Origin of the sequence: Bremerella cremea (assembly GCF_003335505.1) — a bacterium.
GTDB classification, from domain to species: domain Bacteria; phylum Planctomycetota; class Planctomycetia; order Pirellulales; family Pirellulaceae; genus Bremerella; species Bremerella cremea_A.
In genome coordinates this window covers 650884-676797 of the sequence record NZ_QPEX01000010.1, presented here as the reverse complement: position 1 = coordinate 676797, position 25914 = coordinate 650884, and the positions used below count along the sequence as shown (strand labels likewise).

Annotated in this window: 14 protein-coding genes; 6 read left to right on the top strand and 8 right to left on the bottom strand. The window is 54.0% G+C overall.

Annotation, left to right across the window (positions count from 1 at the left end; all coding sequences use genetic code 11):
• Window positions 1–119: 119 nt before the first annotated feature.
• The 4 genes from DTL42_RS03820 to DTL42_RS03805 form a co-directional block, all read right to left on the bottom strand.
• Complete coding sequence (locus DTL42_RS03820; RefSeq protein WP_147274154.1) at window positions 120–620, bottom strand: hypothetical protein; 501 nt, start codon at window positions 618–620, stop codon at window positions 120–122.
• Window positions 621–776: 156 nt separating this feature from the next.
• Entirely contained in the window at window positions 777–1769 is a 993-nt protein-coding gene (locus DTL42_RS03815) for a DUF1559 domain-containing protein (RefSeq protein ID WP_114367993.1), read from the bottom strand.
• Window positions 1770–2020: 251 nt separating this feature from the next.
• Complete coding sequence (locus DTL42_RS03810) at window positions 2021–3316, bottom strand: metal-dependent hydrolase family protein (protein ID WP_114367348.1); 1296 nt, start codon at window positions 3314–3316, stop codon at window positions 2021–2023.
• On the bottom strand, window positions 3303–4217 hold the full coding sequence (locus DTL42_RS03805; RefSeq protein WP_234824103.1) for an alpha/beta fold hydrolase: 915 nt from the start codon (window positions 4215–4217) through the stop codon (window positions 3303–3305). The genes DTL42_RS03810 and DTL42_RS03805 overlap by 14 nt, the downstream gene beginning before the upstream one ends.
• Before the next feature lie 290 nt (window positions 4218–4507).
• Between DTL42_RS03805 and DTL42_RS03800 the strand changes: the two genes are divergently transcribed.
• From DTL42_RS03800 to DTL42_RS03790, 3 genes are all read left to right on the top strand, one after another.
• Entirely contained in the window at window positions 4508–5209 is a 702-nt protein-coding gene (locus DTL42_RS03800) for a GntR family transcriptional regulator (protein WP_114367346.1), read from the top strand.
• Window positions 5210–5285: 76 nt separating this feature from the next.
• Entirely contained in the window at window positions 5286–11714 is a 6429-nt protein-coding gene (locus tag DTL42_RS03795) for a ThuA domain-containing protein (RefSeq protein WP_114367345.1), read from the top strand.
• Window positions 11715–12930: 1216 nt separating this feature from the next.
• The gene (locus DTL42_RS03790) at window positions 12931–13470 is read left to right on the top strand and encodes a hypothetical protein (RefSeq protein WP_147274153.1); all 540 of its coding nucleotides are present in this window, start codon (window positions 12931–12933) and stop codon (window positions 13468–13470) included.
• A 244-nt stretch (window positions 13471–13714) separates the two neighbouring features.
• On the opposite strand, the gene DTL42_RS03785 is transcribed toward DTL42_RS03790, so the two are convergent.
• Window positions 13715–14302: a DJ-1/PfpI family protein gene (locus DTL42_RS03785; RefSeq protein WP_114367343.1), complete on the bottom strand. Its 588-nt coding sequence runs from the start codon at window positions 14300–14302 to the stop codon at window positions 13715–13717.
• A 33-nt stretch (window positions 14303–14335) separates the two neighbouring features.
• Window positions 14336–14581 (bottom strand): acyl carrier protein, encoded by a 246-nt coding sequence (locus DTL42_RS26190; protein WP_158545217.1) that lies wholly within the window; start codon window positions 14579–14581, stop codon window positions 14336–14338.
• 376 nt (window positions 14582–14957) lie between these two features.
• On the opposite strand from DTL42_RS26190, the gene DTL42_RS03775 reads away from it, so the two are divergent.
• Both DTL42_RS03775 and glgB read left to right on the top strand, forming a co-directional pair.
• Window positions 14958–15485, top strand: coding sequence for a hypothetical protein (locus tag DTL42_RS03775; RefSeq protein ID WP_147274152.1), 528 nt, complete (start codon window positions 14958–14960; stop codon window positions 15483–15485).
• Between the two features lie 84 nt (window positions 15486–15569).
• Window positions 15570–17780, top strand: coding sequence for a 1,4-alpha-glucan branching protein GlgB (glgB, locus tag DTL42_RS03770; protein WP_114367340.1), 2211 nt, complete (start codon window positions 15570–15572; stop codon window positions 17778–17780).
• A 70-nt stretch (window positions 17781–17850) separates the two neighbouring features.
• On the opposite strand, the gene DTL42_RS03765 is transcribed toward glgB, so the two are convergent.
• Entirely contained in the window at window positions 17851–20361 is a 2511-nt protein-coding gene (locus DTL42_RS03765; RefSeq protein WP_114367339.1) for a hypothetical protein, read from the bottom strand.
• Window positions 20362–20878: 517 nt separating this feature from the next.
• On the opposite strand from DTL42_RS03765, the gene topA reads away from it, so the two are divergent.
• Complete coding sequence (topA, locus tag DTL42_RS03760; RefSeq protein ID WP_114367338.1) at window positions 20879–23659, top strand: type I DNA topoisomerase; 2781 nt, start codon at window positions 20879–20881, stop codon at window positions 23657–23659.
• Between the two features lie 242 nt (window positions 23660–23901).
• Here the strand turns inward: topA and DTL42_RS03755 are convergent, their stop codons facing one another.
• Entirely contained in the window at window positions 23902–25605 is a 1704-nt protein-coding gene (locus tag DTL42_RS03755; protein ID WP_147274151.1) for a hypothetical protein, read from the bottom strand.
• Window positions 25606–25914 lie beyond the last annotated feature (309 nt).

Sequence of the window (25914 nt, the reverse complement as noted above, 5' to 3'; positions counted from 1 at the left end):
CCCGTCTTGTGATAACTCCCGGTCTAGGTGGATCCACTGAAGAAGGGCTTGATTCTGGGGAACGCGTCGAGCTCACAAACCATGTGTTGCGGCCTGGGCGATGTGGGCCTCTTTGATTGCTACGGCATTAAGGTGAAGTCGAGGTTCTTATTGGTTTTTTCCAGTTCAGCATTCAACGTTGATTCCGTATTGTATTTTGCCGGGATGTAATTCACGTTGATAGGCTCGGAACTGGTGACTGCCATCTCTTTGCCTTTGGCTTGCCGGTAGGCAAAAATCTGAATATCGGATTTGCCTTTGGGAACATTGACTTCGTATTTTCCCATTTCAATCCGACTTGCTTCGGTGGCGTGCCCATCGACCGTGAAGCGGATTTCCCCTTTTTCTACTGGCTTGCCATCAAAGGTTATCTGGCCTGCAACGCCCACCATGTCTCCTGAATTGGAGCCGCATCCGCCGAACGACAAACAAAGCAATAAACCAACCAGCGAGACGTTGAATGGAAAAAAGCGAGCAGTAATGTTAGGGCTTACATGTGCCATTGTGGAGATTTCCCTGAAAGTAAGAACGGAAGAGAATGAGTTCAACTGAAAATTATGAAGTGAGTTCTGCACACGCAATCTGAACTTCCTTAGGCGTCCTGATCCACGAATGCCGTCGTTTCCTTGAGACGCCCACGTTCGATTCGTGGCGTAGTCTTCATGCGATTCATGTCCGCGTGTCCCGCTTTCATCTTCGAGGGAGAAAGCGGGCTATGGTATTTCTTCAGCGGCTGATTAAAAACCGCTAAGAGGTTCGCCTCCGTTAGACGACCCGGCAGCACGCCAGATGTCGATGTTGATGGTTTCTGGAATGAAGCGAACCGACGCATCTCCCAAAGCCACATTGACGCCGCCCGGGTGAAGGCTGCGCGAGGCAATCTGCGTTTGCGTACCACCTCCGACAGGGCTGCATGGTGTCAGCTTTTGCCAGATGCCGCTTCCTTCTAGGCAGCCCAACTGAACGAAGTCACCGACCGTGCTGTTTGGGCGTTCACGCGTCGAAAATAGACAATCTCCTCCATGGGCGTTGTAATACCGCCCCCGATGATCGGCGTCGTGATTGTTGACAAGAATTTCGCCAAGCATCACGGTGTTGGTTGTGCCATCAATGGCGTCGCGGAATGACTTGGGGATATTGGCTTGGAAGAAACCATTGGTGTTATCAGATGCCCCATGACCATCGGTTTGTTTCGCCCCGGTTTGATAGATTGCTGTGTCTGCCGTTACCGAGTTGCCGCCACAGGCCAGGTAGTTTCCGGCCATGCCACGACCGTTGGACTCATCTCCGGCTTTGATCCTGTCGGCATCGCTTGGCTGCGAAGGACAGACAAACGCATCGATCACAAGATTGCGTGGAGGGTTCGGCCAATCGCAGCAGGCAAATTTGGTCATGTCGGTCAGTAAATTGGCAGACGCATATTGCTCGTAAATATTGTTCTGCTCAATGAATGGCAGCAAGTTAATCGCCCAGGCAAAACCACGCTTGTTGGGATTCGAGAAACCAGGGTTATTGGACGATCCTGCCGGAAACTTGCCATACGTATCGTGATGATTGTGTAACCCGATCGCCAATTGACGCAAGTTGTTCTGGCATTCGCTACGTCGAGCTGCCTCGCGGGCGGCTTGAACCGCCGGAAGTAGCAAAGAGACGAGCACTCCGATAATCGCAATCACGACAAGGAGTTCCACCAGGGTGAAAGCCGCTCGATGGTACCGATTGATGGTCATAGTCCAGTCTCCGAGAGGAATAAGGTGCCTACGAACAAAGCCCGCAAGCAGCTGAAATAAGAAATAGATGAACGAGAAAAGTATCGAATCGAACAAGTTGCGAACAAACCGATTGGCGAAAGCGGTTCCATGTCACCCACAAAAACGTGATTGCTGTCTGCTCGGAAGCTTCACTTGCTAAGGCCGTCTCGCCATGGAATACGTCCTTCCGTTAATCGCCCTGGGAGTGCCGTCGTTGGTAAGTGGTATGACTACACTTGCTCGGCAAAGTTTTGAGTATTGGGATGGTGGAGGTACGTACCTGCTTTGACTTCCCCCCCTTGGATCACTGCGAGAAAGCGATCGCGTTGCTGAAGAATGGAAATGTCCTGCAAGACATCGCCGTCTACGATCAACACGTCGGCCAGTTTCCCTTTCTCAAGTGTCCCCAGTTCGTCGGCACGCCCCATGATCTCTGCCCCCGTTTTGGTGGCACACATCAGTGTCTCTAGCGGAGTGAAGCCGACGTGATCAACAAAGAAGCTCAGCTCTTTGGCGTAGTCGCCATGTGGATTCCAGGCGAAGCCATAGTCGCCTCCCATGCCGAGTCGCCCTCCTTCGCGCAAGATGCGGCGAGCGGACTCGGCTCCTCCATCGAGTGTTTCTTGATGCCCGTCGATCACTGCCTGGGGCATACCCATCTCGGGTCCATGAATCACACTGGCATATTCAAAATAGAGAGCCGGCACCACCGGCACGTCACGCTGCAGCAGAAGGTCCATCGTTTCGTTGTCCATGAACGTTCCATGCTCGAGGGAGTCGTAGCCTGCGAGAAGCGCGTTCTTGATTCCCTCGGTGGCACGACAATGTCCGGTTACCTTCAGCCCATGGTTATGAGCAGTCTGGACAACCGAGTGCATCTCTTCGAAGGTCATGCACAGCGTGTGATGGTCGTTCACATCTGGGGAGGCAGCGTCGCCGGTGGGATAGGTCTTCACCCATTCGATACCATCTTTGACCAGTTTGCGGACGGCGGATCTGGCTTCGTCGGCACCGTTGACCAACAGCACAAGCCCTTCCATGCCAATCTTGCGATACTCGGGATTCCAGTCCATCAGACCCCCGATACCGCATATTTCACGGCCACTTGCCACAAGGCGTGGCCCGGGAATCAAATCTTCTTCAATCGCCTTTTTGAGCCAAACATCGATGTTGAACAGACTGCCTCCGCTGCGGGCAGACGTGTATCCACATTCCAGAGCCAGCTTGGCGTTGCTCGCCGCTAAAATGGAGACGTATTCAACCGGGTACTTGATATCCAGATCTTCCAGTGCCGCAACATTGAAATAAGTCGGATGGAAGTGTGCTTCGACCAAGCCTGGCATGATCGTACCTCCCTGGGCATCGATCACTTGGCAGGGAGTACATTCTGGGGCTTCGTCGACCGGGCCTGCGAAGGTGATATATCCATCGTCCACAATAACCACGGCATCTGGCACAGCATTGGCCCCTGTCCCATCAACCATCTGACCATTCTTGATCAGAAGTGTTCCTTTACTTATTTTCATTTGCAGGCTCCTTACCAGCACGCAGTGAGGTGGCGATACGCTGGTCTTCTAGTGATTCAAGAAAGTTATGCACCGTGGTGGTGATCTCTTGGGGCTTACTACTATGAATTAAGTGGCCTGTTCCGGCGAAATTCACCTTGGTGCAACTGGAAAGACGCTCGTGCAAATGCTGAGCATCCTCTGCGGCAAGCATACCCCCGCTGCTTGGATCGGCTTGTAGCAAAAGCACAGGGCAGGTAATCCGCGAGAGCATACCGTCAAGCTGGTAACCATCGAGCCAGTGACCGGCGACGATCGGCTTCAAGGCAGCGGGATCGAGTTGGGCAAGGCACATCGCCGTGAAACGTAACGCGGCAGCATCTCGGGTTTCGGCCAGCCGCTGCACGTGATCGCTAAACGGATCTTTGAGTTGCAGATTGGCGACGCGCGAAACGAGTTCGTCAATGGAAAGGTGCGATCCGGCGATCTGGTGCATGCCCTGAAAGTAAGAGAGTAAACGCGTCTGCGCGATGCGATTCCCCATGGTTTCGAAAGGAGGGTCTTCCAAAATCACGGCGCGGACAAGTTCTGGTTCTTCAGCGGCAACTGCGGCTGCCACCATAGCGCCGAGCGAGTGACCATAAATGATCGCAGGCTCGCTGCAATAGCGGCGTATCATCTCGACCGCGTCGGGAACGTAGTCGACGACGCGATACTCGCAATCAACCGACTCCGAGAGACCATGCCCTCGAAAGTCGAGCGCCCAAACATCCCACCTCGCCGCCAACGATGGAAGGATGGGAAGAAACGTCTGCCAACGCCGTGTCACCCCATGCAGCATGACTAGCGGGGTGCCTCTTCTTCCGGCCCTGGCAACATTGCAGGATGCAGCTCCCAGGCAAATTAATTCTTCAGAAATCACGGCAGACAATGCCATTCTCCTGTGTAGGTTGGCTATCCCTGAGGGAAGGGATAGGTAGTGAGTGGGTCCGCCTTAATTTTCGTTTCGTGGGGGAAAAGCGAGTTTTTTTGCGGTTTAAGATTGCAATTTGAACTGAATTCTCTATTCTGAAAACTGTATACAGTACTCAGGCGACAGTTGATAATCTATCCATACTTCAGCTACAGTTCAATGAAAAAACGAAAAACAAGGTTAAATTCTTTTCGCTGGGCTCGATTTCATTAGGCGTTTGAAGGAAGTGACAAAAGAAAATGGATGCTAATTCACTCACCGATGCTCCGATTTCGCGTACGTCTCTGACGGACTCCGTTTACCAAAAGCTGCTTTCCGCGATCTTGCGTCGTGAGCTGAAGGAAGGAGCGGAACTCACCACGGTCTCGCTTGCCAAGCAATTGGGGGTAAGCCGAACGCCTGTTCAAGAGGCTTTGAACCGGCTCGCCGCAGATGGCCTGGTGACGTGCGAAACAGGCCGCCGCGCCCAAGTGGCCCGGTTTTCACGAGAAGACGTGACCGAGATCTATAGCCTGCGCAAACTTCTGGAAGGCGAGGCCGCAGCACGGGCGGCGACTCGGCTTTCGCGCGAGGAAGTTGCTGAGATGCAAGGAGCGTTAGAGGCACTTCTGACGGCAGCGGCTGAATTTGCCTATTCCGACGCCGGCCAGGATCAGTGGTGCCAGGAAGCGTTGAATCAAGATACTCACTTTCACGATCAACTGGCCATCGCTTGCGGAAACCGACGCATGGCGGAAGATATTCGCCGCTATCGTCTGTTGGTGCGTAGCTTCTGTCGGCTGGTCGGCTCTGTCGAGAACCTGACCCAGGCCATTTCAGAACATTTAAAGATCTTGAACGCAATTGCCAGCCAGTCGCCAGACGAGGCACGTGCGGCCATGATCGACCATATCGAGCGCCGCCAAACATCCGTCATTCAGGAATTGTTTCCTGAGCAGTAACTTCGACCAACGACTCATCTCTCCATCTTCCTCGACTCGCCTTCGTTGCTCTTCATCACTCAGGAGTTCTTCCCTCATGTCGTGTCATGCCGCATCGGTATTGGTTCTCGGGTTCCTAGCAACGTTTTTGGGGGCCGGCAATGTTCGTGCTTCCGAGGAACCGGGCTCCGGGGACCAGGCGAGAAAGATCGTGCTTATTGCCGGCGAAAAGAGCCACGGCCCTCTGGGGAATGGAATTCACGACTATCCCTGGTCGGTCAAACTACTAAAAGTGATGTTCGACAATTCGAACGTTGCCGATCAGGTTCGCGTGGAATATCACCTCAACGGCTGGCCGGCAGACCCAGCGACACTCGACGACGCGGATACGATCGTTGTGATATCCGACGGAAGGGATGGCGACAATTATGAAGAGGCACCTCACTTTAAAAGCCCGCAAAACACGGCCATTATTCAAAAGCAAATCGATCGAGGTTGCGGCTTCGTCACGTTTCATTTCTCGACATTTGCCGCAGATGAGCATGCTCAGCAAATACTCGATTGGAGCGGAGCCTATTTCGACTGGGAAGAAGACGGCAAGCGAAACTGGTATTCAGCGATCCAAACGCAGACCGCAGCGATGAAACTCAGTACGCCTGAGCATCCCATTTCGCGAGGTGTCAAACCGTTTACGCTGAGAGAAGAGTTCTACTTTAACTTACGTTTCCGCCCCAACGATGCCCAACTTCGACCGCTGGCCAAAGTCCCTACGCTACCGGGACGTGACGAAGAGGGGAAGGTTGTGGCCTGGGCGAAACAGCGAGACAACGGTGGCCGAGGATTCGGTACCACCTGCGGCCACTTTTACGACAATTGGAAGAACGAAGACTTTCGCAAACTGGTCATGAACGGTATCGCCTGGTCAGCTCAGGTCGATATTCCAGAGGAAGGTGTGGTCACTTCTTTCTTTAGCCACGATCAGGTCGATGCTGCCCTGGCTGGCGTGGAAGGAACCACCCAAGCCAAAGTCGATGATCGTCCCATCCGGGTGTTAATCCTCACTGGGGCACACCATCCAGGGCATGCCTGGCAAGATACCACGCCCATTCTTGAACAGGCACTTCTTCACGATTCACGAGCCAAGGTTACCATTTCCAGGAACATCGAAGACCTGGCAACGGTGAAGCACAGCGACTACGACCTCCTGGTACTCAACTATTGCAACTGGATGCTGCCAGGTCTCAGCGAGGCCGCCAAGGCAAACTTTTTGAACTACCTGGAAGCTGGTGGAGGCTTGATCATCATTCACTTTGCCAACGGAGCGTTTCATCGCTCGTTGCCAAATGAAGAGAATACCGATTGGCCCGAATACCGCAAAATTTGTCGACGCGTATGGGACCACGCAGGCCCCAGCGGGCATGATCGGTTTGGCCAGTTCACGGTTAACATCACCGCTGCCCAACATCCGATTACAGAAGGTCTCGCCGATTTTCAGACCACTGACGAGCTTTACTTTCGACAAGTCGGCGATCTGCCCATCGAAGTGTTGGCCACCGCCAAGTCAAACGTCACCGGCGACGACGAACCGATGGCGTTCGTCTATCGCTATGGTAACGCCCGTGTTTTTCAAACCGTGTTAGGGCACGCGGCTGATTCGCTTCGCACGCCAGGAACTTCGGAGCTGATCCGACGCGCTGCGGCTTGGGTCGCCGATCGTCCGCAAGTGGCGATCGATTTGCCGAAAATGGAAGAGCCTAAAGCCCCGCCTGGGCCACCGGCTCGCTTTGGACAAGCACTCGACGGGCCAGGCGGAATCTTCATCGATGCGAAAGCCGAATATCGCACTCCACCGCTGACGGTTGAGTGCTGGGCGAGGCTTGATAGCAAGAATCAATATAATATTCTTATTGCCAACGAGTCGAAATCCTCGGCGACCCACTGGGAATTGTTTACTCGTGCCGGAGATGGCATTCTTGCCGCTTACGTCCCCGGCATGAAACCAGATCATGTCATTTCGTCGCACGATTTGTGCGACGGCAAATGGCACTACGTTGCCATGCAATTCGAAGCCAGCCGTATTCGGTTGTCTGTGGACGGAAAACAGGTCGCCGATCAGGCCGTTGCATTCCAAAACGGAGACAGCCAGTCTGGTCCACTCGCAATCGGCACGCTTGTATCCAAATCTTTTGGGCATGATGGAGCGATTGACGAGGTGCGCATCTCGAAAGGGATTCGCGATGTCAGCTCCATTCCAGAATCCCCATTGGCAGCAGATGAGGCTACCATCGGGCTGTGGCATCTAGACGAAAAGCCAGGGGCAACGTCCTACCCAGATTCTTCTCCACTTAAGAACCACGCCAAAGTTGCCTCGGCTCAAGCCTCGCCAGCCAAGAAAGAGGAGCCCAACCACTTTGGCAAAGAGGTTGTGGGATTTGATTGGACCGAAAACGATTCGGTTGATAATCGCTGGAACGAAATGGAGGTCGGACGATTTCTCGCCAGCACGATTCCGCTTCCCGAGCATCCACCGATCTGCAAGGCGCTTTCGATCAGTCTAGGAGAGAGCGAGCAAGCCCATGTGGTTTATGATACGCAAACGCTTTCCTTGCGAGCCGGATGGACGGGTGACTTTCTAAAATTCAACCCCGCACGATTTGGCCTGATTTCTTCTCCCGCGATGGCAGGCAAGATCGAATTCGTTTCGGCCGAGCCCCAAGGATGGCAGCAACCGGTTGCTTGGCAAGGGTACTATCAACATGGGGACGCGCTGGTCCTCTCTTATCGTGTCGGTGACCGGCAAGTGCTAGAGTTGCCCTCTTTGGAAAACAACAAGACGTTTGGAAGAACGTTGCGGATCTCTGCGGGCACATCCGACTCGATAATGAACCTGGGCCGGTTTGGCAACGATGTACAAATCCGATCAATTCACGGAACACCAGCCGCGATCGCAACGTTAGGGGATCGGCTTATTGGGTTATCGGTGCAAGGCGTTTCTTTATCCCAACTCTCTGTTTCGAGCCAAGGCACAATCCAGCTTACGATCCCGGCATCTCAAGAGAACAAACGATTAAAAGTTCTCATGCAGGCTGGCGCAAGTAGCCAGATGCCGGAATTCGAAAAAGTGATTGCTTCGTCAGCGCCTCCACAAGACATTGCGGAGCTTACGAGCCCAGGAGAGCCACGCTGGACCGAAGCGATCGTAACCAAGGGCCAGCTTGGAGCCGAAGAGGGGCCGTACGCGCTGGATACTATTACCCTCCCGTTCGACAACCCGTATCAAGCATTGATGTTTGTCGGCGGGCACGATTTTTTTGCTAATGGAGACTTGGCTCTCTGCACCGTGCATGGCGATGTCTGGCGAGTCAGTGGGGTGGATCAAACGCTGGAGACTCTTCACTGGAAACGAATGGCCACTGGTCTCTTCCAGCCACTAGGGCTGCGTATCGTTAACGACATCGTGCATGTGCTTGGACGAGATCAAATTACGAAACTGCACGATACCAATCAGGATGGCGAGGCAGACTACTACGAGAATTTCTGCAATCTGTACGAAACTTCACCAGGGGGGCACGACTATGTGACCTGCTTGGAAACCGACCCCGAAGGGAATTTCTATCTGATTCACGCCACCCAAGGCGTCGTGCGGATCTCACGCGATGGAACGCAGATGCAGATTGTTGCCAGCGGCCTACGAAATCCCAATGGTTTGGCGGTAGGCCCGCAAGGGACGATCACCGCTTCACCTCAAGAGGGAAACTGGACGCCCGCTTCTTGTATCGTGCATGTCACGCCTGGAGGGTACTACGGCTTCGGAGGCCCTCAGATCGCATCCGATCGCCCCTTGGGTTACGATCCGCCGCTCTGCTGGATTCCCCGCTTACGCGATAATTCAAGTGGTGGTCAAGTTTGGGTGACCAGTGACGACTGGGGGCCCTTGCAAGGCCAATTAATTCATTTCTCTTACGGCAAGTGTCGCATGATGCTTGTCCCGGTCGAAACGATCGCCGGGCAGATGCAAGGTGGTACGGTCGAGTTCCCCCTTGCGTTCGATTCAGGAGTGATGCGAGGACGTTTCAGTCCCCACGATGGCCAGCTGTACGTCTCTGGCCTGAATGGTTGGGTAACGGCGGCGCAGAAAGATGGTTGTTTGCAGCGAGTGCGTTATACCGGCAGCTCGGTGGCCATGCCGGTGGAAGTCAAGACACTTCAAAATGGGCTTGCCCTCACTTTTTCCGAACCACTCGACCGTGAACTTGCGGAAGATCCTGGCAACTATTCGCTGTCGCAGTGGAATTATCGCTACAGTTCCCAGTATGGCTCACTCGATTACCGAGTATCCGATCCACGCCAGGAAGGGCACGATACGGTCGACGTTCTCTCGGCGACACTTCTCGAAGATGACCGAACCCTGTTCTTAGAGCTGGCGCAGGTACAGCCCGTCGACCAACTAGCGGTAGAGTACGCCTTGGCAACGGCCGACGGCCAAGCGATTCGGCAAACGCTCGCCTATACGATTTATCATGTGCATCCCGATCGTATCGCTGAAAGTCGAATAACACGCAAGCAAAACCGTGGCACACTCGATCCCAGCATCCAGGCCCAACTACAACAAGGCTTGCTTTATCAATTCAAGCAAGGGACGCAGCGCGATACTCGAAATGCTCGCATGGCTGCCTTATGGGTTTCCGCCGAGCACCCACCCACCCCTTTCATGGTCCCAGGACCATTCCAGGCAACCGCCACCGGGTACCTCCTTGTGCCGCTCAAAGGTAACTATCGATTTCGTTTGAAAGGGAACGGTTCAGCCGAGTTGTTCATCAACGGCCAGCCGGTCACTTCGCTGGACCAAAACAACGGCGCCCAAGCTGCGCTGCATAAAGGATACAATCGCCTAGAAATCCGGTACGAGGCACCACCGCAGGGGAATGCCAGTTTTCTTTTACGGTGGGCAAGCGATCAATTCGCGGAAGAACCGGTACCGCCGGAGCTTCTTTGGAGCGACTCGCACGATTCTGCTTTGGCACATGGCGAGTTGCTGCGGGAAGGACGCACCCTGGTCGCAACGCGTCAGTGCTTTGCTTGCCATGCTCCTGGCGGCGCTATCGATGCCGCTCAGTTCGCCATGCCGGAACTGCAGATGCGCGCCCCTGATTTGACCGCAGCCTCAGGCCGCCTTAACGCGGATTGGATCGCCCGCTGGGTTCTCGATCCACATGCCCTGCGAGATTCGGCGACGATGCCGAAACTGCTTGATCCCAAGAGCCCCAAGGACCAACAAACGGCGGCTGATTTAGCTGCTTTTCTCGCCGGTGATTCACATCCAGCAAGCGTGCCAACCAGTGAGCAACAAGAGCAGCAGGTTGAAGTAGGAGAGTTGCTGTTTGAGGATCTTGGGTGTATTGCTTGCCATCGCTTGAACGACCCGACCGAAGAGGACGAGTTTTCGCGGCTTTCGTTGCTAGACATCAGCCACAAGTTTTCCCACGAGAGTTTAAACCAATTTTTGCGAGCTCCAGGCAAGCATCACCCGACGACAAGGATGCCCGACTTTCGCCTGAGTGACCAAGAAGCAACGGCCCTGGTCGCCTATTTGCAAAGTCAAGAGCAGCGCGATCTCCCCGATCTTCACCTGCCCCCCGGAAATGCACGGCAAGGTGCAGCAGCGTTTCAGAGCTTGGGCTGTATCCAATGCCACGCGAATGAACAATTGCCCCCAGACGATTTCACACCAACTGCCATGCAGCGATTCGACCAAGGGTGTCTGGGCGATCCTGCTTCGCATGTGCCAAATTATGAATTCACTGCCCAGCAGATCGATGCCCTGCGTGAGTTCTTAAAGACCGATCAATCTTCCCTCACACGCGTATCGGCGGCTGAAGCCTCGCGCCGCGTTGTTGCTGCGCTGAATTGTGTCGCTTGCCATTCGCGCGATGACCAGCAAAGCCCCAGGGGGTTAATTGTTATGGAAGAAGGCTTTCGTGGCCTGGCTCCCGAATCACTTCCCAACCTTACCTGGGCGGGGGACAAGCTATATCACGATTGGACACGACAACTGTTGGCCGGACAAAACCAGCACCCAACCCGGCAATGGCTCAAAGCCCGGATGCCTGCTTTCCCCGAGTACGCCAGCACCATCAGCGAAGGCCTGGCTGCCGAACATGGTCATTCCACGGATGAACCGGTAACCCATACGTATGACACCAAGTTGGCAGAAATTGGTAATCAACTCTCCCAGAAGGGAGCGTTAGATTGTCGGCAGTGCCACGCCGTCGGCAAGGAAATGCCCCATGGCGATGAAAACACCAAGATCGCTTTAGGGATCAACTTTGCCGATGTGCGGGCAAGGTTGCGCCCTGACTTCTATCACCGATTCGTCCTCGATCCCCCTCGATACGACCTAATGACCAAAATGCCAAAGTTATCGGCTGATGGAAAAACGACCAAGGTAGAGAAAATCTTCCAAGGCAACGCCGACCAGCAGTTTGAAGCCCTCTGGCATTTTATTCAAAGCACGGAAGCTCCATAGGCTCGCATGGAAAAACGTTTGCCCGTACGCAAGCGATCTCTACGCGTTTCGCCACGGCCTGGGACCAAGATGGCTCGTCTTGCGATAGCCGCAGGCACGTTTGGCACCAGTAACGTAGGGTGCGTCTTGACGCACCAAGTCCTGCGAGCCAGGTTAGCAAGCAACCAACCGCGTGGTAACGCACCATGCCGTGTATTGCGTTGCCACGCGATTGGTAGTAGCAAACGTTTTAGCAAACTCTGGTGCGTCAAGACGCGCCCTACGAGACTAAAGCATCCTTGTGGACGCATAAAACCACTCCTTTGCAAAACGCCTTGCCGAACGGTTATTCTACCGTAATGGGCGGAGGGGAAGGCAACTTAGTTTTCGTGCTCAGTGGTCAATAACGTTGCTGGGTGATCAGCAGAGCAAAACAGATTCTAGGAGATCTTGCATTTAATACCGCGGGAGCGAGCAATTTCTCCAACAATGTCACCAAGTGTTATAGCCTCAAAAGGTGGTGCAAGGTTCACTCCAAAATCATCCGTTAGTCTATCGACGAAACATCCAAGCTCGAGGAAATCTGTGTTGTTGTTACGAGGAAAAAACTGAGAGTCGATCCATGCTAAACTGTCGCTGGGAATGAAATGCCACTTATATGCCATGCTAATCACGTACGAATGACATAATGCCTCTAGGACATTCGAAGCAATTGTGTGGCATTGAAGTGAGCTGTGACCCCAACTGTCTTCACTAGGCGTTCTCAAATGAATCGACTCTGGTGCTTTTGGGTATTTCACTGTATTGCCGTCCTCACCACTTGCCATCACTACATAAGTATACACGGGAAATCCCAATGATGAACTCTGTAATGGCAATGCCAAAAATGCCAGTTCGGCACACCGCGCGAATTGGGGCGTTTTTCGTGTAACGTTGATGTAATCGTAGCATTCTTCCGACGCTGTAACGTGGGGTGCGTCTTGACGCACCAAGTCCTGCGAGTCAGGTTAGCAAGCAAACAACCGCGTGGTAGCGCACCATGCCGTGTATTGCGTTGCCACGCGGATTGGTAGTAGCAAACGTTTTAGCAAACTCTGGTGCGTCAAGACGCGCCCTACGAGACTAATCGCAAAGAACCTCGCCAGATCAAACGTCGCCTGAAGCCGTACAAACTCCTGCAGGCAGCCCGAAAGGCGATCAAAATCCGGGTGGCTACAATGAGTTATAGCTTAAGCTCGTGGCATTCAGTGCTGACACCGTTTTTGCCAAGAGAGGAAAAATGAAGGTGGATAGATTCACAAGAAGCGAAGCGACCTTTGAGAATTCCTCAGTTTTTCGTGCTTTGAGTGCGTTTGCCTTGGTTTGGAGCATGGTGGTGGGCTGTAGCAATGCTCTCAACCAGCAGCAACCACCTGAAGCAACGCAGATCCCCAAGACGCTAACAGAGATTGATGACCTTAAAGTAATTTACTACCCGCAGGACCCTCCCCTTGAAGTGCCAGAAGATGCTTTCAGCAAGGTTGCCATGCTGAGTGCGCTCAAGCAACAGCAATTTGAGCACAGCGAAGAGAGGCCTCCTGGCTTGGCAGAATGGGGCATTATCGCTTACTCGTCAGGAACAGAAGCCTTCCGGCTAGACTTATACGGCGGTCAGGAGGAACTCGCGCACGACGCAGCAAACGACCGCTACTTCTATTGGGATTATTGGAAGACATTCGAGCAAGAACTCATCCACAACAAGAGTGAGTTTGCCTCTTATGTCAATCCTGTAGAATAAACATCCTGTTGGATGAAAGTAACATAGGGCGCGTCTTGACGCACCAAGTCCTGCCAGTCAGTTTAGCAAGCAACCAATCGCGTGGTAACGCACCATGCCGTGTATTGCGTTGCCACGCGATTGATAGTGGTAAACGTCTTAGTAAACTCTGGTGCGTCAAGACGCGACCTACGTTACTACCTAACCTAAAGCCGCAGGGATGTAATTATGACCGCTGCGGCTTAGCGTGATGAGGCATCGCATGTTACGCCTCAATCTTCGTCCCCAGCACTTCTAAGAACGCACGTATCCAGGCTGGGTGGGCGGGCCAGGCGGGGCCGGTTACTAGGTTGCCGTCGACGTGGGCGTTGTCGAAGGTGTCGCTGGGGGGCAGGCTGGTGCCGCCGCCGATGACAACTTCTGGGCCACAGGCTGGGTAGGGGCAAACCGTTTTGCCTTTTAGCACCCCAGCGGCGGCCAAGATTTGCGGGCCGTGGCAGATGGCGGCGATCGGTTTATCGGCTTCGGCAAAGTGCTTGACGATTGCCAAGACCTTTTCGTTCAAGCGGAGGTATTCCGGAGCACGGCCGCCAGGGATGACTAGCGCATCGAACGACTTGGGATCGATCTCGTCGAACGTGGCGTTCAGTTGGAAGTTGTGACCTGGCTTTTCGCTGTAGGTTTGATGCCCTTCAAAGTCGTGAATGGCGGTAGCAACTTTGTCGCCAGCTTTCTTGTCGGGGCAAACGGCAGAGACGTCGTGCCCGACCATTAGCAACATTTGGAAAGGGACCATGACTTCGTAATCTTCGACGAAGTCGCCCACGAGCATCAAAATCTTCTTGGCGGCCATACGGTGTCTATCTCCTGAAAGTGGAATCCATGCTTACTTTTCAGCGTTTTGTTGGATGAACGCGACGACATCTCCTACCGATTGCATGTCGGAGAAATCATCGTAATCGATGCGAAAGCCAAATTGTTTTTCGATCTGGCAGACCAGTTCAATCATCTCGAACGAATCGGGGATCAGGTCCTCCGATAACGAACTGTCCATGCGAACCACTTCGGGGCGTATCTGACGGGTTTGCACGATGTTCGTTTTTAACCACTCGAATACTTCTTGATCTTGCATTAGCCCCCCGTTCCTTTTTTGCGAGTGCCGGAATACGTGATTTCGCCCCGAAACTAGCCCTGATCGCTGACAAACCAGGTAGCCTGTTTTGCATTCAGCGGATTGCCAACGGCAAGCAAAAGGCCGTTGAGAAGTCTTAGGCATGATTTTAGCACATAGGTAAACCTACGTACGAGTCAGTAGAACCGCCGTTTTGGGCGGTTTGTTCGGCCCAGGGTTTTAAGACAGGCAAAAAAGGTAAGAGAAATCGATTAGATAGAGTGTTGCCTCTAGGTTGCTGCTGCCGATAAGCAAGGCGTAAGAGCCAGTTTTGCTAGCACTTGGGTGCGACGGCGCCCAGGTGTGACGATTGTTCCATCCCCCTGGAAGAGAACCGATGAGAGAGAGTACTCCCCTTTATCTCCTCGCTACCGGATCTCGAAGTGATATTGAAGGTGGACGATGGCAATTCGTGCTGCGGAAAGCGGACCGCCAGTTCGAGATTGCCGAGACCGACTTCGAGCCGAACCACTTCGGAGACCGTGTGGCTTTGTTGGCTTTAGTACGTGGTCTGGAAGCGATTCCAGAGCCGAGCCGTGTGCTGTTGTTAACGCCTTCGCGCTACATTTTGAACGGCGTTCGCTACGGTTTGTGTAACTGGGAAGGCCAGGGATTCGAGCTAGAACGGCTCGGACGTCGTGTGGCGGTTCGCAACCATGACTTGTGGGCGCGGGTCGCTCAAGCTCGGCAATTCCATCGGATAACGGCCAAGTACAGCGAGTCTGGGCTGAGGGAAACATTTCGGCAAGAGCAGCAGGGGCTTAGCGTTCCGTCGATTGCCGACGACATACGCGAAGCTTTGAACGAAACACAACGTGAATTGGAAACGATCAATTCGCTCGAACCTCTAGCGGCATGTGCCTAGCGAGTGAGTAATTGAGGTTAATTCCAAGAAAATCTCCCCCACGCAACATCGATACGCAAGCCACGGCTTGGCAAGGAGTAGGACGTGCATACCATTGGTAGTTTGGGTAAAATAACCGACATTATTGACGGTTGTTCTGACAATCCGAGTCGCTTTCTGGGGCCGCACCCCATTGAAGCCTCGGGAGTGAAGTCCGCGGCGGTTCGAGCCTACCTGCCCGGAAAAGATCAGGCCTGGTTGTTTCACCCAGGGCATGGCCAAAACACACCGATGAAGAAGATTCATCCGGCTGGGTTATTTGAGGCGATGTGTCCTATGGATGGGGTAACGGAAAAGGGCCAATACCAACTTCGAATTGACGCCGGAAGTGGCCAAATGAAAACAATACACGACCCTTACGCGTTCCCCTCGGTATTTACCGGTTTCGATCTCCACCTGATGGGTGAAGGTAAGCACTGGAGTTCCTACGAAAAGATGGGAGCCCATCTGCGAACCGTGAATGGGGTGAGCGGCGTGAACTTCGCCGTTTGGGCCCCCAATGCTCGCTCGGTTTCGGTGGTCGGCGATTTCAACGACTGGGATGCCCGTAGCCATCAGATGAACCGAGTTGGCACCAGTGGTATCTGGGAGTTGTTCATCCCTGACATGGCCGCTGGCGAGAAGTACAAATACCGCGTCCGTCAGGCGGATCGGGCGGTCGACAAGTGCGATCCTTACGGTTTTGCCGCCGAGATGCCACCCCGTACCGCTTCGGTCGTGGCCGATTTAAGCGTTCACCAGTGGCAAGACCAAGCATGGATGGAACGTCGTGCGAACGAAGATCAGCTTTCCAAACCCATGTCGGTGTACGAAGTTCACCTGGGAAGCTGGGCTCGTAATGCGGAAGAAGAACACGGCTGGTTCAACTACCGTCACTTGGCCCACGAGTTGGTAAAATATTGCTTAGAGCAGAACCACACCCATATCGAACTGATGCCAATCTCCGAGCATCCGTTCACCGGTAGCTGGGGTTATCAAACGGTTGGCTACTACGCGGTGACTAGCCGCTACGGAACGCCGGAAGATTTCATGTACTTTGTCGATTACTGCCACCAAAACGGCTTGGCGGTGATTTTAGATTGGGTGCCGGCTCACTTCCCTAAAGACGATCACGGTCTGCGTCGTTTCGATGGAACGGCCTTGTACGAACACGATGACCCACGTCGGGGCGAGCACCCAGACTGGGGAACGTTGATCTTCAATTACGGACGTAACGAAGTCCGCAACTTCCTGGTCTCGAACGCTTTGTTCCTGTTCGACAAGTACCACATCGACGGCCTGCGAGTCGACGCAGTCGCTTCGATGCTGTACCTCGACTACAGCCGCGAACACGACCAGTGGATTCCGAACCAGTACGGTGGCCGCGAAAACCTGGAAGCGATTTCCTTCCTCAAGGAATTCAACGAGCAGTCCCACCTGCAACATCCCGGCGTGATGACCATTGCCGAAGAATCAACGGCTTGGGGTGGCGTTTCGCGACCAACGTTTGATGGCGGCCTTGGCTTCAGCTTGAAGTGGAACATGGGCTGGATGAACGACACGCTCCGATACATGCGGAAAGACCCTGTCTACCGCAAGCATCATCACGGCGAACTGACGTTCAGCTTGATCTATGCGTTCACCGAAAACTTCGTGTTGCCCCTTTCGCACGACGAAGTGGTGCACGGCAAGGGTTCGCTGTTGGATCAGATGCCTGGCGATATGTGGCAGCGTTTTGCCAACTTGCGGTTGTTGTACTCGTACATGTGGACGCACCCAGGTAAGAAACTGCTTTTCATGGGTGGCGAAATCGCCCAGTGGAACGAATGGAACCTGGAAGCAGGGCTCCAGTGGGATCTGCTGGAATGGGAATCGCACCAAGGGATGCAGAAGCTGATCTCCGATTTGAACGCGATGCTGGTCCACGAGCCTGCGTTGCACGAAGTAGACTTCACCGAAGAGGGCTTCGAGTGGATCGACTGCGGCGACTGGCAGAACAGCGTGATCACCTACGTCCGCAAAGGTAAAAACCCAGAGGACTTCGTGCTGGTGGCTTGTAACTTCACGCCAACCGCGCACGATAACTACCGCATGGGCGTACCTATGGCGGCCAACTATCGCGAAGTGTTCAATTCCGACAACTCGCGTTACTCCGGAAGCGACTTCATCAACACGGACGAAGTTGCCTCGGAGCAGATTAACTGGAATGGTCGAGAGAACTCGATCCAGTTCCGCTTGCCGCCACTGGGGACCGTGGTCTTTCGACCAGAGCGGTAAGCGTAGGGCGAACCAAGGTAAACAAAAAAAGGGCCGGCAAATTTGCCGGCCCTTTTTATTTTCGAGAGGATTACATCCCGCGGTTAATTCCGACAGGATCGACCTTCCATTCAATTTCAGAAGGATCGAAGTAATCTTGCCAGATGATGGTCGTGACGACTTGAACTTCGCTGTTGGTTTCCCGGATCACGCTGTCTGGCAGGGCACCTTGAATGCCGGCCATAAAGTTGTCGCGAAGCTCAGCCGTGGTTTCTGCTTCGCTCGTAATCAAGGCAACGTAGTAGACGTTTTCCTTCATGTTGGGGGCCACGGTCGACTCGCCCACCGCAGTGCCAAACAAGGCATCCATCATTGCCTGCGAAATCTCTTCCGAAGGCACGCCTGAGATTTCTCCCAAGGTTAATTGCTGTTGACCGGGCAGTTGGTTGAAGTAGGTGATGTTTTCCGCCACGATCGGGTCGCCAGCGTTGTGCGTCTTGGCAGCTTCGACCAGGCCTTCCTTCGACTTGACCAGCTTGGCGATCTGCTCGGCTTCTTCCTTGGCCAGCTTCTGGGCTTCCAGTTCTTTCCAGGCTTGGATTACCTGCTCACGAACATCATCCAAGGTCGGAACAAAGCCTTCTTTCTCTTCGGTTTTCCAGTAGATGTACTGAACTTCCGCTTCACGTTGGAATCGTTGGTCTTGCGGGGCGCCAGGGAAGAGGCGTGGCAGGAACAACGGCGTGCCAAATTGGAACGCTTCGCCCACCAGCGACCGGTTGACCTGACGGAAGCCACTAGCCGGATCGAGAACGTACTCTACGTGCTGTGATTCTTGAGCAAAGGTGGTCTCGGAGGCTTCGTAGATGTCCACCAACGGCATCGCTCCGAAAGTCAGCCCCAGCTTGGTCGCCATCGTTTCAATCGCGTTGGAATCGTAAGGCGATTTGGTCTTATCGAAGTTCTCGTCCGATTGGGCGTAGCGGTAGTTCTCGAACTGAAGTTGCAGTTCGCCCCGCATTTCCGACAACGCTTCCGACATCGCTTTTTGGGCGATTGGTTGGGCCAGGCGGGTGCGGATCTCGTCTTGGACTTCAGCCAGTGGCTTATACTGGACCGGGGCTGCCGCTGGCGGCGTTGTTTCTGCCGCAGGCGCCGTGGCTGGTTCGGTTTCTGTGGCTGGCTGTGCTGGCTTGGCAGGTTCCGTTTCCGTCGCAGGGGCCGCTTCATTCATCGGCTCGGCCGGTGCAGCTGCGTTTTCCTTGGCGGGTTCCGCTGGCTGCTCTGGCTTGGGGTCTGCCCCTTCTTCTTGCAGGTAGCTCACCAGTTGAACGTTGCTAGAGGATGCCTGGTTGAAGGAACTGTCTTCCTTCTTAGGTTCCTCTGCTTTTGGCTCTTCTGGCTTTGCTTCGTCGGCCTTAGGAGCTTCCGGCATCGGCTGCTCGCCAGCAGGTTTTTCTGCTGCTGGAGTTTCAGCCATGGGTTCTTCGGTTTTAGGTTCTTCCGCCTTGGGCGTTTCGGCCATGGGCTCTGGCTTGGCCTCTTCCATGGGCTTTGTTTCCGCAGCGGGTTGTTCCCCTTCTGCCGGGGCTTCCGTCGTTTCCATCGGCGCGGCTTCCTCGGTGGTCGCTGGCTGCAAAGGATTGGCGGAAGGAAGTTCTAGCTTGCGGTACGAATCCTTATTGGCTTCGTAATGTGCGGCAACCTCTTCGTCGGTAATTTGCGACTTGGCCGCTTCGACGAAGTTGGTGATATCACCCTTGATATAGGCCAGAGCGATCTTGTCCATCTGGCGGAAGCCAATTTGGTTTGCCGCTGGATTATTGGGCTGCTGACGATATTTTTCGAACAACTCTTTGATTTGCGATTCGCTTGGCTTGCCGACCTTGCTGGCAAAATTCGAGGCCGCGATCGGGAACATCTCGGCCGAGATTGTCCGGTTCATGTTGCGGTAGGCTACCCAAGCGGAACTTGGGGTCGCCACGCGGCTGTTGCGAATCATCAATGCTTGCAGCTTTTGAGCTTTAAGAACGTCGCGCAGCTGTTCAAAGAAATAATCGTAAGTGATCAGTGGGTTTTGTTTACCGATCAGGAAACCAAGCAGCGCTTGATAGTCGTAATCGCTGAGGCGGCCCCCCGAGGTTTCCTTGAGGAATTCTCGCACGGCTTCGTCATCGACAACCAAGCCCATCTCGTCGGCTTTCTTCCCCCAAGCATGGAAAAAGACGGCCTGCTCTGCCGTGACCTTCTGGAACGAAGGGCCACCGGGGCTTTGCTGTGTCGGTTGTTGAATCTGTACGCCAGGGATAGGGGGCATAGGGTCATTAGGGGTTCCCTGCAATTGCAGCGACTGCTGCATGGCGGCGGTAATAACCTGAGCGACCAAGTTGTATTTGTCCGCCAATGCCCGCACCTGATCGGCACGCAGTTCTTCTTGCCCGACCGTGACAACGACTTCCCCTTCGTCAAGTTCCGCCTGACGATTCGAAAAACCAAATTGCAGCACAGGTGGCAAGATGATGAAGGCGACCATCAGCAGTGCGCCGAAGACAACCATCAGGATTTTCTGATTATCGCGAAAGACTTTAAACGGAGTGGCCATCGTCGCCTGTCGAATAATTGGAGCGGCCCAAAGGGAAAAAATGAGGCCGCCGATGGAGTGTTAAAATGTCCCGCCCCCTTGACATTCCGAATCAAGTCGCACTATTGATGCTTTGCGGGGATGCACAATTCGAACGATTGTAGGGGCTATCGTGGTTTGTACAATCCCAATCAGGCCCCGCAAACGTAGCAGAGGCTTTCCTTTAGGTCATTCAGGGCCAAAATTTCCGATGGCGGACGCCGCTTCACGAAATTTTTGAGCTTCCGACTAAGTTTCGAAAAAAATGAAGCCAACTGCAACGATTTTTCAGTTGGTGGAAAGCTTACGGCCCTTCGTTAAATTCGGACCAGCTTTTTAGCGGATAAGAAAACTACGCACCGGCCACAAGTTACCGCAACAACCGAAGGTAACTAAGGTGGTTTCCCTCCTCACTAGTAAGAGGCCCGGCGACCAAGTAGGCGCCAAGGGCTAAGCGGCACATCGGCGGATCTGCAATAGACAGCGAATTGGAATATTCATGGCGGAATCGAGCAGCAACAAGAAGTCCCTAGTCATTGTCGAGTCTCCGGCCAAGGCGAAGACGATCTCGAAGTTTCTCGGCAAAGACTACCTGGTCGAGGCCTCGATCGGCCACGTCCGCGACTTGCCCCAAGGGGCCAAGGAAATCCCGGCCGAATATAAAGACCAAGATTGGGCCTATTTAGGGGTTAACGTCAACGAGAAGTTCGACCCGGTTTACATTATTCCTGCCGACAAGAAGCAACAGGTCAGCAAGCTTAAGAAGCTGCTCAAGGAGTCGGACGAACTTTACCTCGCGACGGACGAAGACCGCGAAGGGGAAGCGATCAGTTGGCATCTGCAAGAGATTTTAAAGCCAAAAGTCCCGGTTCACCGCTTGGTTTTCCACGAAATTACCGAGGACGCCATCAAAGGGGCGCTCGCCCATCCCCGCTCGATCGACGACGGTCTGGTTCGCGCTCAGGAAACGCGGCGTATTCTCGACCGGCTATACGGTTACGAGGTGTCTCCGCTGCTCTGGCGGAAGATCAAGCCGAAACTGTCCGCCGGACGCGTGCAAAGTGTCGCCGTACGCTTGATTGTGCAGCGCGAACGAGAACGAATGGCCTTCCATTCAGCGACCTATTGGGACTTGATCGCTTCGTTTGAAGTCGATGGTCAAGTCTTTCAGGCCACCTTGGTTGAAGCGGACGGCAAGCGGGTTCCCTCCAGCCGCGACTTTGATGCCTCGACCGGTAAAGTCAATAAAGACAACCTCTTACTGCTGGACGAAGCAGGGGCGAACGAACTGCTTGAGAGAATCCGCAGCGCCGATTTCTCGGTCGGAAATCTCGAAAACAAGCCCTACACCACCAAGCCGGCTGCCCCGTTCACCACGAGTACCCTGCAGCAGGAGGCCAACCGTAAGCTCGGTTTCACCGCTAAGCGAACGATGCAGGTGGCCCAGTACCTCTACGAAAATGGGTACATCACTTACATGCGTACCGACTCGACCAACCTGTCTCAGGTGGCGATTGATGCGTCGCGCAAGCTGGTGGAAAGCGAGTACGGGAAAGAGTTCTTACCCGAGAAGCCCCGCACGTACGCTTCCAAAGTGAAGAACGCCCAGGAAGCTCACGAGGCGATTCGCCCCGCCGGAAACGAGTTCCGCAAGCCGGAATCGTTGAAAGGGGATTTGAACAACGAACAGTTCAAGCTGTTCGACTTGATCTGGAAACGGACCATCGCTTGTCAGATGGAAGACGCCCGCGGGCACCGAATCTCCATTAACATCAATGGCGGCAACGCGGTCTTCTATGTAAGTGGTAAGACGATTGATTTCCCCGGTTTTTTACGGGCTTACGTGGAAGGTTCCGACGATCCTCAAGCGGAACTAGCCGACCGCGAAACGCTGCTTCCCACGGTCACCATCGGGCAAGCGGTCGAAGGGAAAGAGTTCGATCCCAAAAGCCACACCACCCAGCCGCCAGCTCGTTTCAGCGAAGCCTCGTTGACTCGCACACTGGAAGAAATGGGGATCGGTCGCCCGAGTACCTATGCCTCGATTATCGATACTATCTTGGCCCGCAAATACGTTTTCAAGAAGGGGAATGCACTCGTTCCAACTTGGACATCCTTTGCCGTGGTCGGGCTGTTAGAAGCCCATTTGTCTCAACTGGTCGACTTCGACTTCACTGCCAAGATGGAAGACGATCTGGACTGTATCAGCCGAGGCGAAGCAGATTCGGCCGATTACCTCAGCAAGTTTTACTTTGGTGTCGATAATCACGGCCTGAAACAGGTGATCGAAGAACGCATCAAAGACGTTGACGCGCGAACGGTCAATTCGATTCCCCTCGGCGCACCGCAAGAAGGGGAGCATAGAGAAGAAGTCTTTGTGCGTGTGGGCCGCTATGGGCCGTACGTCGAGCAAGGAGAGCGGCGCGGTTCGATTCAAGATGAACTTCCGCCCGATGAAATCGACTTGGCCAAGGCGCTCGAAATTCTCGAGCAGTCCGAAAAAGGGGGAGAGCCGATGGGCACCCACCCTGAGACGGGCAAGCCGATCTTTCTGAAGAATGGTCGCTTTGGGCCCTACGTTCAGATGGGTGCGACCGACGACGAAGAAAAGCCCAAAAACGCTTCGCTCCTCAAGGGGATGAGCGTTGGCGATGTGAATTTGGAAACGGCAATCAAGTTGCTTTCGCTGCCCCGGGAAGTGGGGCTTCACCCGACCGATCAAAAGCCAATCGTGGCTTACAACGGTCGCTATGGTCCGTACGTCAAATGGAACGACGAAACCCGTTCTTTGCCTGCCGATATCTCGCCGATTGATGTCGACTTGGAAAAATCGATCGAACTGTTGGCTCAGCCTAAGACAGGCGGTCGTCGTGGTGCCCCTAAAGAGCCGCTGAAAACGCTCGATAAGTCACCTATCACCGAAGAAGTGATCAAGGTGATGGATGGTCGCTATGGCCCTTATGTCACCGACGGTGAAACGAATGCCTCGCTTCCTAAGGGGGCTTCGCCGGACGAACTAACCATGGAAGTCGCGCTGCAACTTTTGGCGGAACGCGCCGCCAAGGGAGGCACTAAAAAGAAAAAGGCCAAGAAGAAGACCACCAAGTCAGCGGATACCAAAAAGACCGCCAAGAAGACTACGAAAAAGAAGACCACCAAGAAGGCGGCCACCAAAAAGACGGCGAAAAAGTCGACCAAGAAGGCGGCAACGAAAAAGGCCAGCGAAAAGAAAGCGGCCGAGCCAACCGCCGATGTCGACAATAACGAAGCACCGTTCTAAGTCGATCGTAGGCTAGCGGCATGCGATATTGCGTCATGTTCCCTCGCCCCAAGCGGGTGAGGGTGCGGCGCAAAGTGTTGTCGAATTTATGGGCAATTTCTGATCATGTTGCCAGAATTGCGTAGGGTACGTCTCGACGCACCAAGCCATACGAAACCGTCGACCAGCAGGCACTTCGCGGCAAGAAAGATGCTTACCGCGTTAGCCCTCTCCCGTTCTAGGAGAGGGTACTCAAAATGCCTTTAGTCGTTCGAGAGGGAACGCAGATCGCGGACGTCTTCCAGCAAGTCTTGGTACTTGCGACGGAAGTCTTGCGACGTCATGAACATATAACCATTCAAGCAAATCGAAATGAGGAAACAAACGGCCAACAGCTGCCACCAATCGGGCGGTTCATGCACGATTTCTACTTCCGGGGGCGGTGTCTTGGCTGTCTTCTCCTCGTCTTCTTCCTTTTGGGAAGCGGGCGGGTTGTTGTTTTGCTGAGAGGTAGGAACCGTATTCTGAGCTTGCATCGCGTACGGAGGCGTATTGGCAGCTAGATAGGGGACTTGAGGGTTGTTGTAAAACGGGTTCTGGTAACTAGCCGGTATGTTGGGATTGTTGGGATAGCCGGGGGTGTTGTACTGCCCCTGGGGTTGCTGATACGGCGGGTTGTTCACGTAGCCGTTGTTGTAGTTGTTACCGTAGATCGGCTGCTGTTGTTGTGGCGGTTGGTTGTTGTAGATCGGCGCGTTCTGGTTTTGAACTGGCTGCTGTTGAGGGTATTGCTGCTGTGGATTGGATGTTGGCTGCGAAGTATTTGCCTGGCCTGAATTGTTCCACATGCCAGACTGCCAGGTATTATCTGGGTTCGTCGCACCACTATTCGAGGGTGGATTCGGCAGAGACAACGGATTGTTGTTACCGGTGTAGTTCGTGCCGCCGGTCATCAAAGGGGGAGCCGTATTGCTCCCAGGTTGGTTGCCCAAGGAAGAGCCACCGTTTTGCAATCCTGTTTGGCCGTAGCTGGACGAATTGCCACCCAAGTTCGTGTTGGTTTCAGCACGCCAGCCACCAGCCGAAGGGCTGATTTGTTCAGGTTGGGTTGTCCCTGCGGTCGTGCTGGGCGATTGCTCTTGATTGAAGCGAAGCGCATTCGAGGGGGGACCGGTTGCCGCTGCGCCGCCAGTGTTCCCTGTGGTTGAATTGGGGGTGCTGCTTGTTGGCGACGTCGTATTATTCCAATTGGAATAGTTGTTGCTACTAGGAGAAGCCGTGCTGCCTTGAGGGTTGCCGCTTGGGCTTGCTGATGTGGGGGAATTGGTGAAGGAGCTTCTGGGCGTTCCATTGCCCTGGGTACCGTTCCCGCCTGTTCCTGATGTCGAACCTGTCACCGGCGCTGTAGCACTGGTTTGCGCTGCGCTGTAACCGCTACGACTGGTTCCGGAAGGAGTGGGGACCGAGAAATTGCTGGACGGAGAACCCCCATAACGCGCAGCGGCGCCTGGGATTTCTCCGTTGGCGGACGTGCTGGTATTGGCTCCGGTTCCGGAGGAAGAAGCACCCGACGGGAGTTCATAGGTCGATCGCGGCACATACTGGGCCAGTGCTTCATCATTGAGCGTCGGCTTGGTATTTGCGATATCATCGGGATCGGGCGGCGCCGTTAAGATGGCGTTGTTCGCCGGTTGAAGCTTCAGTTCCGGTTCGATTTCCTTGACCGGCTTCTGGTACGAAGCAGGCACGACTTTCGAAAGTTCGTCGGTACCGACTTGAACGCGAAAGACTTGAATGCGTTCGCTACCCGGAGGCAAGCCAACCTGAATCGGATGGCCCGCTTTTAGGGAATCGATTGCTTCCGGTTCGATCTGAACGACATATTCGAGTTGTCCTTGATCGGTAACCTGGTAGCCGTAATCGACCCCAAGAACGGCGGATGTAATTAATAAGCAGGCGGCGTACACAGTCTCATACTCCTCGCACAGCACGTGCATCATGCAACTTGTGCCGCTAATCCTAACTATTTTCCTGGAAACGGGAAAGCGACATTTGCAAGCATTCTTGCCGCAAGCACAGCCGCGAGGAGAATTCCCTAATCTCTTGTCGGTAAAGCAGTACGAACGAACGCCTCTTGGGGTTCGACCCTAGTTTGCGATAGACTATATCGCCAAGTTATCCACACTCCCGAATTGTGCCGCCGAGTCCCAAGTTGACTTCCCCTGAAAACCCAGACCTCCCAAACTTCCGAGATGAGTCGCGCGCGAAGCTATGGA